Genomic DNA, 16293 nt, shown 5'->3' with positions numbered 1-16293 from the left:
TTCACCGCCGCGCGGCCCTCCGCGCCGCCTTCGCGCCGTTGGTGGCCGCCACCGCCCCGGCGATCGCCGCCCAGGCCCCGGCGAGCGCGGCGACCGCCCCGGCGGTCGCCGCCACCCTGCCCGCCCACTTCACATAGCCGTCCATACCGCAGCCCTCCGCACGCCGTGTCCGCCTGATCCGGATCGCATCCATGACCGGCAGCGTAGGCGCCGCGGGCCGTCCCTCACACGGACGGGACGGCCCACGGAGGAGGGCCGAAGGGCCCCCGCCGGGGGCCGCCCGGTGCTCCGGCACGCCGCTGCGCGCCCGGAAAAAGTAGACTCTTCCATTCGGCGTGTGCGCCCGTCACACGACGATCCGATCGCTGGAGGTGCGCGTGTCCTGCCTGATCGTCCAGAGCGACAAGACCCTGCTGCTGGAGGTCGACCACGAGCAGGCCGACGACTGCCGCCGCGCCATCGCGCCCTTCGCCGAGCTGGAGCGGGCCCCCGAGCACATCCACACCTACCGGCTCACCCCGCTGGGTCTGTGGAACGCCCGCGCCGCCGGTCACGACGCCGAGCAGGTCGTCGACGCCCTGGTCACCTACTCCCGCTACCCGGTGCCGCACGCGCTGCTGGTGGACGTGGCCGAGACGATGGACCGCTACGGCCGGCTGCGGCTGCTCAAGCACCCCGTGCACGGGCTGGTCCTGGAGTCCTCCGACCGGCCGGTGCTGGAGGAGATCCTGCGCTCCAAGCGGATCCAGCCGCTGGTCGGCGCCCGCATCGACCCCGACACCGTCGCCGTGCACCCCTCCGAGCGCGGCCAGATCAAGCAGGCGCTGCTCAAGCTGGGCTGGCCCGCCGAGGACCTGGCCGGCTACGTGGACGGCGAGGCGCACCCGATCGAGCTGGACGAGGACGGCTGGGCGCTGCGCCCGTACCAGAGGCAGGCCGTGGAGAACTTCTGGCACGGCGGCTCCGGCGTCGTCGTGCTGCCCTGCGGCGCGGGCAAGACGCTGGTGGGCGCGGGCGCGATGGCCACGGCGAAGGCCACCACGCTGATCCTGGTGACCAACACCGTCTCCGCCCGCCAGTGGAAGAGCGAGCTGGTGCGGCGCACCTCGCTGACGGAGAGCGAGGTCGGCGAGTACAGCGGCGCGAAGAAGGAGATCCGCCCGGTCACCATCGCCACGTACCAGGTACTCACGACGAAGCGGAAGGGCGTGTACCCGCACCTGGAGCTGTTCGACTCCCGCGACTGGGGCCTGATCGTCTACGACGAGGTGCACCTGCTGCCGGCGCCGGTGTTCAAGTTCACCGCCGACCTCCAGGCCCGCCGCCGCATCGGCCTGACGGCCACGCTGGTGCGCGAGGACGGCCGCGAGTCCGACGTCTTCTCCCTCATCGGCCCCAAGCGCTTCGACGCGCCATGGAAGGAGATCGAGGCGCAGGGCTACATCGCCCCGGCCGACTGCGTGGAGGTCCGGGTGGACCTCACCGAGTCCGAGCGGCTGGCGTACGCGACGGCCGAGTCGGACGAGAAGTACCGCTTCTGCTCCACCACCGCCTCCAAGCAGCGCGTCACCGAGGCGCTGGTGCGCCGCCACGCCGGGCAGCAGACGCTCGTCATCGGCCAGTACATCGACCAGCTCGACGAGCTGGGCGAGCACCTGGGCGCGCCCGTGATCAAGGGCGACACCGGCAACGCGCAGCGCGAGAAGCTGTTCGACGCCTTCCGCGCGGGCGAGCTGTCGGTGCTGGTGGTCTCCAAGGTGGCCAACTTCTCCATCGACCTGCCCGAGGCCACCGTCGCCATCCAGGTGTCGGGCACCTTCGGCTCCCGCCAGGAGGAGGCCCAGCGCCTGGGCCGCGTGCTGCGCCCGAAGGCGGACGGCCACGAGGCCCGCTTCTATTCGGTCGTCGCCCGCGACACCGTCGACCAGGACTTCGCGGCCCACCGCCAGCGCTTCCTGGCCGAGCAGGGCTACGCCTACCGCATCGTGGACGCCTCCGAGCTGCTGGCGGGCGACGAGGAGCCGGACGAGGTGGGCTAGCCTCGCGTTCCACCGCGGAACGAGGGGGCCGGGAGATGCGCGAGCCGTACCCGCCGGCCGAGCCGTACGAGAGCGGCATGCTCGACGTCGGCGACGGCCACCGCCTGTACTGGGAGGTGTGCGGCAACCCGGACGGCAGGCCCGCCGCCGTCGTCCACGGCGGGCCGGGTTCGGGGTGCGGGCAGGGGGCGCGCCGCCTCTTCGACCCCGGGCGGTACCGGGTGGTGCTGTTCGACCAGCGCGGCTGCGGCCGCAGCACCCCGCACGCGAGCGACCCGGCCGCCGGCCTGCGGCACAACACCACCTGGCACCTGGTCGCCGACATGGAGCGGCTGCGCGAGCACCTGGGCGTCGACCGCTGGCTGCTGTACGGCGGATCGTGGGGTTCCACGCTGATTCTCGCCTACGCCCAGCGGCATCCGGAGCGGGTGTCGCACATCGTGATCTCCGGTGTGACCACCACCCGGCGTTCGGAGATCGACTGGCTCTACCGGGGCGTGGCCCGCTTCTTCCCCGGGGAGTGGGAGCGCTTCCGCGCGGGGGCCGGGCCCGGCGTACCGCGCGACGCGGCCACGCCCGAGCTGCTCGGGGCGTACGCGCGCCTGCTGGAGCATCCCGACGCGGCGGTGCGCGAGCGGGCCGCGGCCGACTGGTGCGCCTGGGAGGACGCCGTCCTGTCCGGCGAGACGGGCGGCGGCAGCGGCGCCGCGAGCCCGTACGGCGGCCGCCCCTCGGCCGCCCGGGTGGCCCTGGCACGGATCTGCGCGCACTACTTCTCCCACGGCGCGTGGCTGGAGGAGGGCGCACTGCTGCGCGGCGCGGGGCGGCTGGCGGGCGTCCCGGGCGTGCTGATCCACGGCCGGGCCGATCTGAGCAGCCCGCTCGACACCGCGTGGGAGCTGTCCCGCGCCTGGCCGGACGCGGAGCTGACCGCCGTCGCCGCCGAGGGCCACCTCGGCGGCGCCACCACCCGCACCCGCGTCCTGGACGCGCTGGACCGCTTCGCGGCGCGGTGACGGCGTTGCCGGGGCGTCATCCGGTGGGCCGGGGGCCCTCCCGTCGCAGGCGCCACGCCGCGTACGCCGTCAGGGCCAGGGCCAGGGGCGCGTACGGGGAGGCGAGGGGCTGCTGCCACCAGGGCAGGTGGAGGTCGAGGTCGCCGGAGTGGGGGACGAGCCAGTGCGTGCGGGCCGTGAAGAGCACGGCGACGGCGGCCGCGGCGTACAGCGGCCACCGGCGGCCCGGTCCGGCGGCGGCCGCCATGACGGCGAGCAGCGGCACGCACCACACCCAGTGGTGGGACCAGCTGATCGGCGAGACCAGCACCGCCGTGCCCGCTACGGCCAGCACCCCCCAGCTCTCCCGTCCGCGCAGGTGAGCACGGCGGGCCAGCCACAGCCCCAGCAGGCCGGCGACGGCCGCGGGGGCCGCCCACCACAGGCCGGGCTCGGGGGTGTGCAGGAGGCGGGCGATCATCCCCTGGAGGGACTGGTTGTCGACGATCCACGCCTTGCCGACGCGGCCGGTCTCGAACATCCGCCGCGTCCAGAACTCCACGCTCGCGCCCGGCAGGACGGCCGCGCCGAGCGCCGCCGTCCCCGCGAAGCCCGCCAGCGCCGTCAGTCCGGCCCGGATCCGGCCGGTCAGCAGCAGATGGACGGCGAAGATCGCGGGGGTGAGCTTGATCCCGGCCGCGACGCCGATGGCCAGGCCCTTGCCGCGGGCGCCGTCCGGGCGGCCGAGGTCCCACAGGACCAGGCAGGCCAGGACGAGGTTGATCTGCCCGAAGACCATGGTCTGGAAGACCGGCTCCAGCCACAGGCCGAGCGCCGTGGCGGCGATCAGGAGCGCCGGGGAGGTCCGCCGTCCGGCCAGGCGCAGGGAGAGGTGGACCAGCAGGGCGAGCAGCACGACGTTGCCGGCCGCGAAGAGGGCCTGGACGGCGGGCAGGGGCAGCAGGGCGGTGGGGACGAACAGCAGCGCGGCGAAGGGCGGGTAGGTGGCGGGCAGGTCCCACTCGGTGACGGTGAAGCCGTACAGGTCGCGCCCCTCGACGACGGCCTGCCCCTCGGCGCGGTAGACGAGCACGTCCACCAGGAAGCTGGGCTGCGCCGCGCAGACCGCCGCGAGCGCGGCGAGGGAGAGCGCGAGCAGGGCGGTGGCGGCCGCGCGGGTGCGGCGGTCGCCGGGCGCGCCGAGCGCGCCGCGTATCCGGGCGCGGGCAGCGGTACGGCCGGTACGGCCGTCACGTGCGGTGCGGCCGTCACGCGCGGTGCGGGCCGGGCGTCCGGCGCCGGGGTCGGTACCAAGGTCGCCACCGGTGCCGGTGCCGGTGTCGGGTGTGGGCGCGGTCGGCACTCGGCCACCTCCTGGGTTCCGGTCCGTCGGTCGACGGTCGTCCTGCGATCCTCTGCGGTCGCCGCCGCGGAGCGACCCTAACCGACGGTCCGGTGCGCCCGGCCGGTGTCAGGCGCGGGGCGCGGGCTCGTGCGCTCTGCCCTCGCGCCTCCCGTGGTCCCGTTTGTGCACCGGGTCCTGCTCCCGGTCCTCTTCTCGCGCCTCCGCGTAGTCGCCGAGGACCGCGACGTCGAACGCCGCGGCGGCGAAGACGGAGATCGCCCGGACGGCGTCGCCCAGCAGGTGCCGGCGGTGACGGTGGCCGCCGTCGCCGCTCCGTGCGTCGAGCGCGGCGAGCGCGGTGGCGCCCGAGGCCCGGCCGCCGGATGTCTGGGGAGGAATGGGGGTGCTGTTCATGACTCCACGGGTTTGCAGTCGTTTCGCCCTATTGGTCCATATCCATCCTAGGTCTCACCACGGCTTTCCTCCGCCCGCAACCCGGCCCGTCCTCCTTCCCCGCGTACGGGGGAAACCCGTTCGCCCACCGGGACGAGCGGGGCTAGAATCACGCGTCTCCCGCCTCCCGCGCCACGGCACCGCATGGCATGCGTTCCGCATGCCCGCGTGCCGCCGTGCCGCCGTGCCGCCGGGGAGGAGTCGGCCGGTCGGTACCGGCCGGCGGACCGCGCCCCCGGCGGCCGTGCTCCGGTCGGCTTCCGCCGGCCCGCCGGCCCCGTCGGCGTACGCGGTCCCCTCCGACCCTGTCGTCCACCGCACCCGGCGTGCGGCGCGGCCGCACGCCCGAGCGGCTCGCCGTGCCGCCGCCGTGCGCGCTTTCCGCAGGAGGCCAGCAACGTGCCCGCGCACGCTCCCGACCCGCACGCCCCCGGCATGCCCGACCACGGCACGCTCGACCCCCTCGAACGCGAACGCGCCCACCTGGCCGCCTCGCGCACCGCGCTGCGCGCCATGCGCCATGACGTCGAGTCGCTCGACATCCGGAACGTCACCGCCAACTGGGTGAACGCCGAGGTGCTCCAGCGCCAGATCGACGCCCGGATCGAGGCCCTCGCAGACCTCGCCGACACCCCGCTGTTCTTCGGCCGCCTGGACTACACGGACTTCCCGAGCCCTCCGGGCTCCTCCGCCGCCCCGGACGCCCCCGCCGCCCCGGAGGACGGCGCTCCGGAGGCGGCCCGCTACTACATCGGCCGCCGCCACGTCCACGACGCCGACGGCGACCCGATGGTCGTCGACTGGCGCGCCCCCGTCTCCCAGCCCTTCTACCGCGCGTCGAAGAAGGACCCGCAGGGCGTCGGCCTGCGCCGCCGCTTCGGCTACACCGGCGGCGAGCTGACCGCGTACGAGGACGAGCGGCTGTCCGACCCGGACGAGGCCGAGAAGGCCAGCGCACTGCTCAAGCGCGAGATCGAGCGTCCGCGCGTCGGCCCGATGCGCGACATCGTGGCCACCATCCAGCCCGAGCAGGACGAGATCGTCCGTACCGGCGTCGACGGCACCGTGTGCGTCCAGGGCGCGCCGGGCACCGGCAAGACGGCCGTCGGCCTGCACCGCGTGGCGTACCTGCTCTACGCCCACCGCGAGCGCCTGGCCCGCACCGGGACGCTGGTCATCGGCCCCAACCGGTCCTTCCTGCGCTACATCGAGCAGGTCCTGCCGGCCCTGGGCGAGCTGGCGGTGCGGCAGGCGACCGTGGAGGACCTGGTCACCGAGGCGACGGGCGTGGAGGTGCGCGGCACGGACGACCCGGAGGCCGCCCGGATCAAGGGCGACGCCCGCATGGCCGAGGTGCTGCGCCGCGCGGTCCGCTCGGGCGTGACGATGCCGGCCGAGCCGTGCGTCGTCGTCCGCGGCTCGCGCCGCTGGCGCGTCCCGGCGTACGAGCTGGAGGAGATTGTCCGCGAGCTGCTGGAGCGCGGCATCCGCTACGGCGCCGCCCGTGAGGCCCTGCCGCAGCGCGTCGCGCACGCCGTGCTGACGCGCATGGAGCGCTCCGGCGAGGCCCCCGACGACCGGGTACAGGACGCGGTGGCGCGCAACGCGGCGGTGAAGGCCCTGGTCAAGGCCGTGTGGCCGGAGGTCGATCCGGTGAGGCTGGTGCTGCGGCTGCTGTCGGACGACGGCTTCCTGGCCGAGTGCTCCGAGGGGATCCTCACCGAGGAGGAGCGCAAGGCGATCCTGTGGACGAAGCCACCGCGCGGGGTGCGGTCGGCGAAGTGGTCGGCCGCCGACGCCGTGCTGATCGACGAGGCCGCCGACCTGGTGCGGCGCACCCCCTCGCTCGGCCATGTCGTCCTGGACGAGGCGCAGGACCTCTCCCCCATGCAGTACCGGGCGGTGGGCCGCCGCTGCACCACCGGCTCGGCGACGGTGCTGGGCGACCTGGCGCAGGGCACCACGCCGTGGGCGACCGCGAGCTGGGCCGAGGCCCTGTCCCACCTGGGCAAGCCGGACGCGGCGGTGGAGGAGCTGACCCGGGGCTTCCGCGTGCCGCGCGAGGTCATCGCGTACGCCTCCCGGCTGCTGCCGCACATCGCGCCGGGTCTGTCCGAGGCGACCTCGATCCGCGACGCGGCGGGTTCCCTGCGGGTGCGGGCGGTGGCGGTGGAGGAGCTGGACGGCGCGGTGGTGGACGCCTGCCGCGAGGCGCTGGAGCGCGAGGGCTCGATCGGCCTGATCGCCGCCGACGCCCGCGTCCCGGCCCTGGCCGCGGCCCTGGACGCCGCCGGCATCCCCCACCTCGACCCGGGGACGGAGACGGACGCCGACGCCCGCCTCACCCTCGTCCCGGCGACACTGGCCAAGGGCCTGGAGTACGACCACGTGGTCCTGGACGAACCGGCCGCCGTCGTCGACGGCGAACCGGACGAGCGCACCGGCCTGCGCCGCCTGTACGTCTCCCTCACCCGCGCGGTCTCCGGCCTCACCGTCGTCCACGCGGCCCCCCTGCCCGAGCCGCTGCGCGACGGGAGCGACGGGAGCAACGGGAGCAACGCCTGATGGGACATCTGACGGAACACCGGGCGGCGCGCCCCCGCGCGGACGCCGCCGGCACCTGGACGCTCGGCGACCTTACGGTCAACCGGATGGGCCTGGGGGCCATGCGGCTGACGGGAAGCGGCGCCTTCCACGACGGCACGCCCAGCGACCGCGACCGGGCGGTCGCCGTACTGCGCCGCGCCGTCCACGAGTTCGGCGTGAACCACATCGACACCGCGGCCTTCTACTTCTCCTCCCTCCGTTCGGCCAACGAGCTGATCAACCGGGCGCTGGCCCCCTACCCCGACGACCTGGTCATCACCACCAAGGTCTGGCCGGGGCGCGATCCGTCGGGTGAGTGGTGGTGGGCCCGGCCCGAGCAACTGCGCGGCCAGGTCGAGGAGAACATCCGCCAACTCGGCCTGGACCACCTGGACGTGGTCAACCTGCGCGTCCCGCCCAGCCGGAGGGACGGCTCGATCGCCGAGCACTTCGGCGCGCTGGCGCGGCTGCGCGAGGCCGGACTCATACGCCACCTCGGCATCTCCAACGCCACGGCCGCACAACTGGCGGAGGCACGGTCCGTCGCTCCGGTGGTGTGCGTGCAGAACGCCTACGGCCTGGGCGCCGCGGAGCCCGGAGACCGCGAACTGCTGCGTCTGTGCGGGGAGTCGGGCATCGCGTTCGTGCCGTTCTTCGCGATCGCCGGGAAGCGGCGCGAGGCGGGCGCGGACGGAAGCGGGACCGGGGACGAGGCCGTACGCGCCGTGGCCCGGGCGCACGGCGCGACGCCCGCGCAGGTGCGGCTGGCCTGGACGCTCGGGCAGGGCCCGCACGTCCTGGCCATCCCCGGCACGGGCGACCCGGACCACCTCGCGGAGAACGTCGCGGCGGGCGCGCTGCGGCTGACGGACGACGAGACGACCCGCCTCGATCCTCCGGCGGCCCGGAACTGACCGCGCGCGGCCCGTTCCGGCGCGGAGACAACCATCGGGCCCGGCGGGGCCGTCCTATCCGGCGGAGAGGGGAGAGAGATGACCGATGTGACAGTGGGGCGGGCCGGGCGTCCGAGGCAGGTGGATGCGGCTTTCGCGCTCTCGCTCGCGGCGCTCGCCGTGCAGGTCGCGGTCTGGGTGCTGGGCTCGTTCGTCGTCTCCCCCACCGGGCTGGAGGAACTGCGCGGCGAGTTGGGGCGGGACGGCGCGGCCCGGCAACTCGCCGTGTCCGCCGTTGTCCTGGCCGTCCTCGGCGCCCTGTGGCTGCTGTTCTGCTTCAAGATGCGCGCGGGCGACGGACGTGCCCGGATCGCGCTCACCGCCGTCGGCGTCCTCAGCGGGCTTTTCTTCCTCAACAGCCTGAGCACGGACGGCTTCCGGTGGTCGGCGGGCGGCGGTATCGGAGACCTGCTGCTGACCGACCTCCTGCCGGACCTGCTGGTCGCCGGGACCATCGTGCTGATGTTCCTTCCGGCGTCCAACGCCTACTTCTCGGCGGAACGGCGAGCCGAGCGGTAGGCCGCTCAGGCGTCCGTGCCCGTCAGCGCGGGCGCCTGAGCGTCTCGGTGAACGCCGCCCACCCGGCGGCCGGGAAGACCAGCACGGGCCCGTCCGGAACCTTGCTGTCCCGGACCGGCACGACGCCGGGGAGGCCGTCGGCCACCTCGACGCAGCTTCCGCCTTCGGCATTGCTGTAGGAGGACTTGCGCCAGACGGCCGTGCTCAGGTCGTGTGCGGTGCTCATGGCGTCGTGTACTCCTCGGCCACCGATTCGATCAGAGCCAGGGACGCCTTCGGAGGCAAAGCGGCGGCCCTGACCAGATCGTATGACTTCTGGTAGCGCGCCACCAGCGCCGGTTCATCGATGAGTTGGCCCGTGTGGGCGTTCTCCACATACACGGTCAGCGGCGCGTCCTCGAAGGTCATCACGGACAGCATTCCGTTCACGGGGGCATCGGCCGCTGAACCGAAGGGAAGCACCTGGGCGAAGACCGTGTGGGAGCGCATCAGGTCAGCGATGTGGCACAACTGTTCCCGCATGACGGCGGAACCTCCCATGGGGACCCGGAGTACCGCCTCATGGACAACCACCCACATCCGAGGCCGACCGGCTGACTCCAGAACGTGCTGGCGACCCATACGGGCTCGGACGATCTCCTCCACCTCCGCGTCCGGCACAAGAGGGAGACCGGTTCGTGTGATGGCCCGCGCATAGCCTTCGGTCTGGAGCAGCCCCGGCACCAGCATCGGCGCGTACTCGCTGATCTCCGTCGCCATCTGCTCCAGTTCCGCCGCGTCGGCGAAGTAGTCGGGGTACTTGTTCTCCCGGGCCAGCCGGCACAGGCGTTGCAGGTGTTCGCCGGTGCCGAGGATCTCGTCGAACAGCCTGGAGGTGTCCGGCTGCGGGCGGCGCACCGCCGTCTCGAACTGGCCGACGTAGGTGCCGGAGCAGAAGGCGCGCTCGCCGAGCTGGGACTGGGTGAGCCCGGCCGCCTCGCGCAGGCGGCGCAGTTCCGCGCCGTAGAAGGTCTTGGGTGAGGCGTACGGGTCGAGTTGCCTGGGCTCGGTCATGGCGGGATCCCCCTGTCGCGGAACGGTCGCGTCGGCCGTGTCGGTCACGGTGGCCGAACTCCCGCCCAGCGTAGACACACACAGTGACAGCCGGAGCCTTTCCGTAATCGTCACATGATCACATGAACCCGCACCGCATCACCCACCCGAGTGCCAAGACCGGCGATTTCACTGATTTCAGGAGCAGTCCGGGGCGGTAATGGTGTGACGCCCCCTCACACCCCTGTGCATGTCTCCTGGAGGAAACCATGCGCGTCCCCCGTCTCCTCACCACCGCCCTGCTGGCCCTGGCGACGGCGTTCGCCGTACCGGCCGCCCCCGCCTCAGCCGCCGGGAACGCCACGCAGAACGCGGCGGAGAACTACGTGGCCCTCGGCGACTCCTACTCCTCCGGTACCGGTGCCGGAGACTACTCCGACGTGCTGTGCACCCGCAGCGGCAACGCCTACCCGGCCCGGTGGGCGCGGCTCTCCGCACCCGCGTCCTTCACCTTCGCCGCCTGCGGCGGGGCGAAGATCCCGGACGTGCTGAACAACCAGGTGCGGTATCTGGACGGGAGCACGACGCTGGTCAGCATCAGCATCGGCGGCAACGACTCCGGCTTCGCCTCCATCATGCTGACCTGCATGCTCTCCTCGCAGGCGACCTGCGAGCAGAGACTGGACGAGGCCGCCGACTACGCCCGCGACGAGCTTCCCCGCGAACTGGACGCCCTGTACGCCACCATCCGCGACCGCGCGCCGAACGCCGAGGTCGTCGTCGTGGGCTACCCCTACCTCTACAAGGAGGGCGGCTTCTGCCTGAGCATGGGCTCGGGCAAGCGCACTGCGATCAACGACGGCGCCGACGTGCTCAACCAGGTGATCGCCGGCCGCGCCGCCGCGGCCGGGTTCGCCTTCGCGGACGCCCGTCCCGCCTTCGCCGGGCACGAGATCTGCACGAGTGACCCGTGGATCAGCTCCACCAACATCCACCCCACGGCCGAGGGCCACGAGAAGGGGTACCTGCCGGCCTTCTCGGCGGCCGTCTCGTAGGCGCGTCCGCACCCGCGTCCGGCTCCCCGCGCCCCGGGTGCGGGGGGCCAAACGCGGCGGGCCCCTCCTCCCGCTTTCTCCCGTCCGCCGGCGGACGGGATCGCGCCGACGGGCCGGTACCGGTTGCGCGGAGCGGCCCGGCTGTCTAGGTTCCGAACGGTCGGCCGGATCAGAGGGGGAACATGTTCGGGTTAGGACTGGCGTCCTACACGGTCTTCGTCATGGCGGTGCTGGTCATCTGCGTCACTCCCGGCCCCGACATGGTCTACATCCTCACCCACGGCATCAGCCAGGGCACCAGGGCGGGTCTGCTGGCGTCGCTCGGCATGTCGGCCGGTATGGCCTGCCACACCCTGGCGGTCGCGCTGGGGGTCGCCACCCTCGTCCAGTCGTCGGAGACGGCGTACCAGGTGCTCCGCTACGCCGGGGCCGTGTACCTGCTCTACCTGGCCTGGCACACGCTGCGGGACTCCTCCGGGACGACCTTCGACGGAGAGCACACGGCCGCGCCGCCGATGACGGTCTTCCGCAGGGCGACCATCGTCAACCTGCTCAACCCCAAGATCATCATCTTCTACCTCGCCTTCCTGCCGCAGTTCGTCACGCCCTCCGCCGGAAGTCCCGCCCTCCAACTCCTGGCGCTGGGCGTGACGTTCACGGTGATCGGACTGCTGGTCGACTGTGTGATCGCGCTGCTCTCGGGCCGGATCGGGGAGCGGCTGCGCAAGCGGCCCGGCTCGGGCACCTGGCTGAACCGCCTGGCGGGCGTCGTCTTCCTCGGCCTCGCCGCCAAGGTCGCCATCGCCTGACCGACCGCCCTCCGACCCGCCGTCCCCCGCCGTTCCCCGCCGCCGCCACCGACCGGGCGCCCCGCGGACGCGCCGGGCCCGGTACGGGGCGGGGAGGGGACGAAGACCTGGAAGCTGGAAGAGCGCCACATGTGCACCGTCACGACCGGTACGGCAGGCAGCACGGCCGGGACCACGGCCGGCCGCCCGGGGTCCGACATCTGCGACGAGGGCGACGCCTTCTACCGGCAGGCGCTGACCCGGGGCAGCGCGCCCGCCGCGCAGGCGCCCGGATGCCTGCTGGAACTGGGGCTGCTGCGCCGGTCGCCGGAGAGCCCCGGGACGCTGGTCCCGGTGCCGCCGGACATCGCGGCCGCCAGGCTCGCGCGCCCGATCGAGCGGGCCATCCTGGAGCAGGAGCAGGCCCTGCGGTCGGTCCGGTCGGTGCTGGCCCGCGCGGAGGCGGCGTACCGGCAGATCGGCCGGGAGGTCAACCGCACCGCGGACCTGCTCCTCGGCGAGGAGGCCGTCGACCGGGCCCTGCGCCGGGCCGCCCGGTCCTGCGGAAGCGATGTGATGACCGCCCAGCCGGGCGGCGGCCTGAGTGAGGAGACGCTGGCCCGCACCCTGCCGGAGGCGCTGGACCTGTGCTCCAGGGGGGTACGGCAGCGGGTGCTGTACCAGCACACCGTGCGCTCCCACGGCCCGACGCTCGCCTACGCGGAGAAGATCACCGCGGCCGGCGCCGAGGTGCGCACACTGGCCGAGGCGTTCAGCCAGGTCACCGTCTTCGACGGCGCCGTCGCCTTCATACCCGCCGCGCAGGAGCACCAGCCGGCGGCCCTGTCCGTGCGCCACCCCGCGATCGTGCGCTATCTGGTGAACGCCTTCGACTGCGCGTGGGACCGGGCCGAGCCCGTCTTCCGCGGCACGGACCGGTGGCAGCCGCACACGTTCACCTCCCAGACCCGGCGGGCCGTACTGCGCCTGATGGTGGAGGGGCACACCGACAAGGCGATCGGGAGCCGGCTGGGCGTGAGCCCCCGCACCGTGGCCAACCACATCAAGTGGGCCGCGGACCACTTCAGGGCCGGCAGCCGGGCCCAACTGGGCTACCTGCTCGCCCGGTCCGGGCTCCTGGAATCCCAGCGGCCGGACGGGCGCACCCGGTTCGGCTGAACGGCGTGCTCCCGGAACCGCGGCGCGGGATGCCGGGCGGTTCCGGGTTGGCCCGGTTTCCGCCCATGTACAACGCCTTCAGGTTTACGCATTGCAGCATCATGCCCCGCGGTGCTCACTTCCCCCCGCCCGCGCGGGTTGGACAGCATGTCCCCCGTATCGCACAGCCCGGTGCGAATACCGGGGCGCAGGCGCATCTCCCCTGGAGGATGGGTGGACCTCTCGCTGTCCGAACTGAAGCGGCGGAAGATCGGAATCTGCCTCTCCGGAGGGCTTTCCTCCCTCGCGCTGGCCTCCTGGCTGCACGGCGGCGGATACGACGTGGAGGCGTTCGTCCTCGACATCGGCCAGTGCCCGGAGAAGGACTTCCGCGAGTTCACCGGCGCGGTGCGCGCGGCCGGCATACCGGTGCACGAGGTGGACGCCCGGCGCACCATGGCCGACGCGGCACTCGACGTCGTCGCCTTCCAGGCCCACTACGACGGGGGCTACTGGAACACCACGGGCCTGTCCCGGGCCGTCATCGTCGAGCGCGTGGTGCCCGAGCTGCGCCGGGCCGGCGCCGGCGTACTGGCGCACGGCTGCGTCGGCGGCGGCAACGACCAGCGCCGCTTCGAGCGCTACGGCGCGCACTTCGCGCCGGACCTCGCGGTCTTCGCCCCCTGGCGCGACCCGGAGGTGCTGGCCGCCCTGCCCGACCGGGAGGCGATGGCCCGCCACATCGCCTCGGCGGGCCTGGTGTGCATGCCGGGGAACACCGCGGAGCACTCCGTCGACGGCAACCTCGCGGGCACCTCCCACGAGGACGCCGGCCTGGAGGACCTGGGCACCACGGCGGCGGGCCTGGAACGGCTGATGGGCGTGTCGCCCCGGCAGGCGCCGGACCGGGTGGAGACGGTCTCCGTCACCGTCGAGCACGGCCGCCCGGTGGCCCTCGACGGCCGCCGCCTGCCGCCGGAGGAGCTGCTGGAGCTGGCCAACACCGTCGGCGGGCGGAACGGGCTGGGCCTGACCGACGTGGTGGAGCACCGCATCAACGGCACCAAGTGCCGCGGTGTGTACGAGGCGCCGGGCATGGAGCTGCTGTCGCACGCGGTGCGCGCCGCCTACGAGACGGTCACCGACCGGGGCGCCGCGGACACCGCCCGGTTCCTCGCCCGGCAGCTCGCCGTCTGCGTCTACGAGGGGACGGCGCACGGCCGTACCGCCCGGGCGGCGCGGGCCGGTCTGGCCGAGATCGCCGGCCCGGCCGACGCCACCGTCCGGCTCGACCTCTACAAGGGCGGCGTCGTCGGGCGGGCGCTGCCGGAGATCGGCGGGGGCGCCGACGTCCTGCGGCAGCGCCGGTTCACCGGCGGAGGCGGCCACAACTGGGACTCGGCGCCCCTCGCCGGGCCCGCCTCCGGATGACCCGCGGGCGGCTTCCGCGCTTTCCCGCGCACTCGCTCACACCCGTCCACTCGCTCACAGGGGAACAGACATGCTTCAGCGCACATTCGGCCGGCTGGGCTGGCGGGTCGGGGAGGTCGGCTACGGGATGTGGGGGGTCGGCGCCGGACCGGGCGGCTGGCAGGGTGCGGACGACGAGACGAGTCTCGCCGCCCTCCAGCTCGCCGTGGACCTCGGCTGCAACGCGTTCGACACCGCGTGGATCTACGGCCGCGGGCACAGCGAGGTCCTGCTGGGGAAGCTCCTCGCGGCCAATCCGGAGAAGGGGCTGAAGGCCTTCACCAAGATCCCTCCCAAGGACCGGAGGTTCCCCTCCACCCGGGATTCCGACGTCGACGACGTGTTCCCGTACGACCACGTCATGGAGTACACCGAGAAGAGCCTGCGCAACCTCGGCGTCCCCCGCGTGGACCTGATGCAGTTCCACGTGTGGGAGGACCACTGGGCGCGGGACGAGCGCTGGCTGGCCACCGTCGAGGCGCTGCGGTCCTCGGGCATGGTCGACGGGATCGGCATCAGCATCAACCGCTGGGAGCCCTGGAACGCGACGGAGGTCCTGCGGACCGGCCTGATCGACGCCGTCCAGGTCATCTACAACATCTTCGACCAGGCGCCCGAGGACGAACTCTTCCCGCTCTGCCGGGAGTTGGGCATCGGCGTGATCGCCCGCGTCCCGTTCGACGAGGGCACCCTGACCGGGACGCTGACGAAGGACACCACCTGGCCCGAGGGCGACTGGCGGGCCTCCTACTTCGTGCCCGAGAACCTGCACGCCAGCGTGGACCGCGCGGAGGCGCTGAAGAAGATCGTCCCCGACGGCATGACACTGCCCGAACTGGCCCTGCGCTTCATCCTGCAGAACGACGACGTGCACACCGTGATCCCCGGCATGCGCCGCCCCGGGCACGTCTCCGCCAACATCGCGGTCAGCGACGGCCGCCGGCTGCCCGAGGAGCTGATGCGCGAGCTGCGCGCCCACCGCTGGGACCGGGAGCCGACGGAGTGGTCGCAGTGAGCGCCCCCGTACGGCCGGCGGTGCTGGCCCTGTGGTCCCCGCCGCGGGCCATGTCGACGGCCTTCTTCCGGATGATGGTGCAGCGCGGCGACTTCCGCGCGTACCACGAGCCGTTCTCCGAACTGGCCGCCGGGCACCACGTCGAGGTCGGCGGGCGGCGCCTCGCCACGCCGGAGGAGGCGCTGCGGGGGTTCACGGCGGAGTCGGCGAAGACCCCGGTGTTCTTCAAGGACACCACCGAGTACCCGCACGCCCGCCTCTTCGACGCGCTGCCGCTGGCCGAGGCCGTCATGCACACCTTCATCGTCCGCGACCCGCGGCGCGCCATCGAGTCGCACTACGCGGTGAACCCCGACGTGAAGCTCCCGGAGATCGGGTTCGAGCACCAGTACGAGATATTCGACCGGGTCCGCCGGGAGACGGGGCGCGACCCCGTCGTGGTCGACGCCGACGTCCTCGTCGAGCGCCCCGGCGACACCGTCCGCGCCTACTGCGAGGCCGTCGGCATCCCCTACGACGAGCGGGCCCTGTCCTGGCAGTCGGGGGATCGCTCCGAGTGGAGCCGCACCAGCCGGTGGCACCAGGACGTCGCCCGCAGCTCCGGCTTCCGGCAGAGCGACCGGCGCCACGCCGTCACGGTCGACGACAGCCCGGTGCTGGCCGGCTACCTCCGGCACCACCTGCCCTTCTACGAGGAGCTGCGCTCCCGCTCCCTCGTCCTGCCCGCCGTCTGAAGGCCCGCGCGCCACCGCGAGCCCCCGCCGCACGCGACACGCAGCACACAGCCGCCGCGCGCCCCCTCGCGCGGCGGCCCGCACAGCCCCCCACCCGCACAGCCCGTACCGCAGAGCAGTCCCGGAAACGCCTGGAAACGCCTGGAACCAC

General features: G+C 73.5%; 16 protein-coding genes. 11 read left to right on the top strand and 5 right to left on the bottom strand.

Annotated features, from left to right (window positions below; all coding sequences use genetic code 11):
• Position 1: 1 nt before the first annotated feature.
• Positions 2-193: a hypothetical protein gene (locus BMY40_RS27760; protein WP_143071770.1), complete on the bottom strand. Its 192-nt coding sequence runs from the start codon at positions 191-193 to the stop codon at positions 2-4.
• Positions 194-377: 184 nt separating this feature from the next.
• Here BMY40_RS27760 and BMY40_RS13190 point away from each other — a divergent pair, with 184 nt between their 5' ends.
• On the top strand, positions 378-2039 hold the full coding sequence (locus tag BMY40_RS13190; RefSeq protein WP_093658939.1) for a DNA repair helicase XPB: 1662 nt from the start codon (positions 378-380) through the stop codon (positions 2037-2039).
• A gap of 35 nt (positions 2040-2074) precedes the next feature.
• Positions 2075-3055 carry a prolyl aminopeptidase gene (pip, locus tag BMY40_RS13185; protein ID WP_093658937.1) on the top strand — a complete coding sequence of 327 codons (981 nt, stop codon included), beginning with the start codon at positions 2075-2077 and terminating at the stop codon, positions 3053-3055.
• Positions 3056-3071: 16 nt separating this feature from the next.
• On the opposite strand, the gene BMY40_RS13180 is transcribed toward pip, so the two are convergent.
• Positions 3072-4250 carry a glycosyltransferase 87 family protein gene (locus tag BMY40_RS13180; protein WP_425443109.1) on the bottom strand — a complete coding sequence of 393 codons (1179 nt, stop codon included), beginning with the start codon at positions 4248-4250 and terminating at the stop codon, positions 3072-3074.
• A 255-nt stretch (positions 4251-4505) separates the two neighbouring features.
• Positions 4506-4793, bottom strand: coding sequence for a hypothetical protein (locus BMY40_RS13175; RefSeq protein ID WP_425443103.1), 288 nt, complete (start codon positions 4791-4793; stop codon positions 4506-4508).
• A gap of 474 nt (positions 4794-5267) precedes the next feature.
• Here BMY40_RS13175 and BMY40_RS13170 point away from each other — a divergent pair, with 474 nt between their 5' ends.
• From BMY40_RS13170 to BMY40_RS13160, 3 genes are all read left to right on the top strand, one after another.
• Positions 5268-7397: a HelD family protein gene (locus BMY40_RS13170; protein WP_093659195.1), complete on the top strand. Its 2130-nt coding sequence runs from the start codon at positions 5268-5270 to the stop codon at positions 7395-7397.
• Positions 7397-8332, top strand: a complete 936-nt coding sequence (locus BMY40_RS13165; RefSeq protein WP_245770055.1) for an aldo/keto reductase — start codon at positions 7397-7399, stop codon at positions 8330-8332. The genes BMY40_RS13170 and BMY40_RS13165 overlap by 1 nt, the downstream gene beginning before the upstream one ends.
• Positions 8333-8410: 78 nt before the next feature.
• Positions 8411-8890: a hypothetical protein gene (locus tag BMY40_RS13160; protein ID WP_143071769.1), complete on the top strand. Its 480-nt coding sequence runs from the start codon at positions 8411-8413 to the stop codon at positions 8888-8890.
• 22 nt (positions 8891-8912) lie between these two features.
• Here BMY40_RS13160 and BMY40_RS13155 read toward each other — a convergent pair whose 3' ends face one another.
• The gene (locus tag BMY40_RS13155; RefSeq protein ID WP_093658933.1) at positions 8913-9116 is read right to left on the bottom strand and encodes a DUF397 domain-containing protein; all 204 of its coding nucleotides are present in this window, start codon (positions 9114-9116) and stop codon (positions 8913-8915) included.
• Positions 9113-9943 (bottom strand): helix-turn-helix domain-containing protein, encoded by an 831-nt coding sequence (locus BMY40_RS13150; RefSeq protein WP_093659191.1) that lies wholly within the window; start codon positions 9941-9943, stop codon positions 9113-9115. The genes BMY40_RS13155 and BMY40_RS13150 overlap by 4 nt, the downstream gene beginning before the upstream one ends.
• A 248-nt stretch (positions 9944-10191) precedes the next feature.
• On the opposite strand from BMY40_RS13150, the gene BMY40_RS13145 reads away from it, so the two are divergent.
• The 6 genes from BMY40_RS13145 (at position 10192) to BMY40_RS13120 (ending at position 16142) form a co-directional block, all read left to right on the top strand.
• On the top strand, positions 10192-10977 hold the full coding sequence (locus BMY40_RS13145; protein WP_093658931.1) for an SGNH/GDSL hydrolase family protein: 786 nt from the start codon (positions 10192-10194) through the stop codon (positions 10975-10977).
• 182 nt (positions 10978-11159) lie between these two features.
• On the top strand, positions 11160-11786 hold the full coding sequence (locus tag BMY40_RS13140; RefSeq protein ID WP_093658929.1) for a LysE family translocator: 627 nt from the start codon (positions 11160-11162) through the stop codon (positions 11784-11786).
• Between the two features lie 129 nt (positions 11787-11915).
• Positions 11916-12944 (top strand): helix-turn-helix transcriptional regulator, encoded by a 1029-nt coding sequence (locus BMY40_RS13135; protein WP_093658927.1) that lies wholly within the window; start codon positions 11916-11918, stop codon positions 12942-12944.
• Positions 12945-13157: 213 nt separating this feature from the next.
• Entirely contained in the window at positions 13158-14354 is a 1197-nt protein-coding gene (locus BMY40_RS13130) for an argininosuccinate synthase domain-containing protein (RefSeq protein ID WP_177213990.1), read from the top strand.
• Positions 14355-14424: 70 nt separating this feature from the next.
• The gene (locus tag BMY40_RS13125) at positions 14425-15408 is read left to right on the top strand and encodes an aldo/keto reductase (RefSeq protein ID WP_093658923.1); all 984 of its coding nucleotides are present in this window, start codon (positions 14425-14427) and stop codon (positions 15406-15408) included.
• On the top strand, positions 15396-16142 hold the full coding sequence (locus BMY40_RS13120; protein WP_143071768.1) for a sulfotransferase-like domain-containing protein: 747 nt from the start codon (positions 15396-15398) through the stop codon (positions 16140-16142). The genes BMY40_RS13125 and BMY40_RS13120 overlap by 13 nt, the downstream gene beginning before the upstream one ends.
• The last annotated feature ends 151 nt before the right edge of the window (positions 16143-16293 follow it).

The sequence above is a fragment of the Streptomyces radiopugnans genome, assembly GCF_900110735.1.
GTDB classification, from domain to species: Bacteria; Actinomycetota; Actinomycetes; order Streptomycetales; family Streptomycetaceae; genus Streptomyces; species Streptomyces radiopugnans.
Note: the sequence above shows the minus strand (reverse complement) of the source record. Positions and strands in the feature narration are given on the sequence as shown.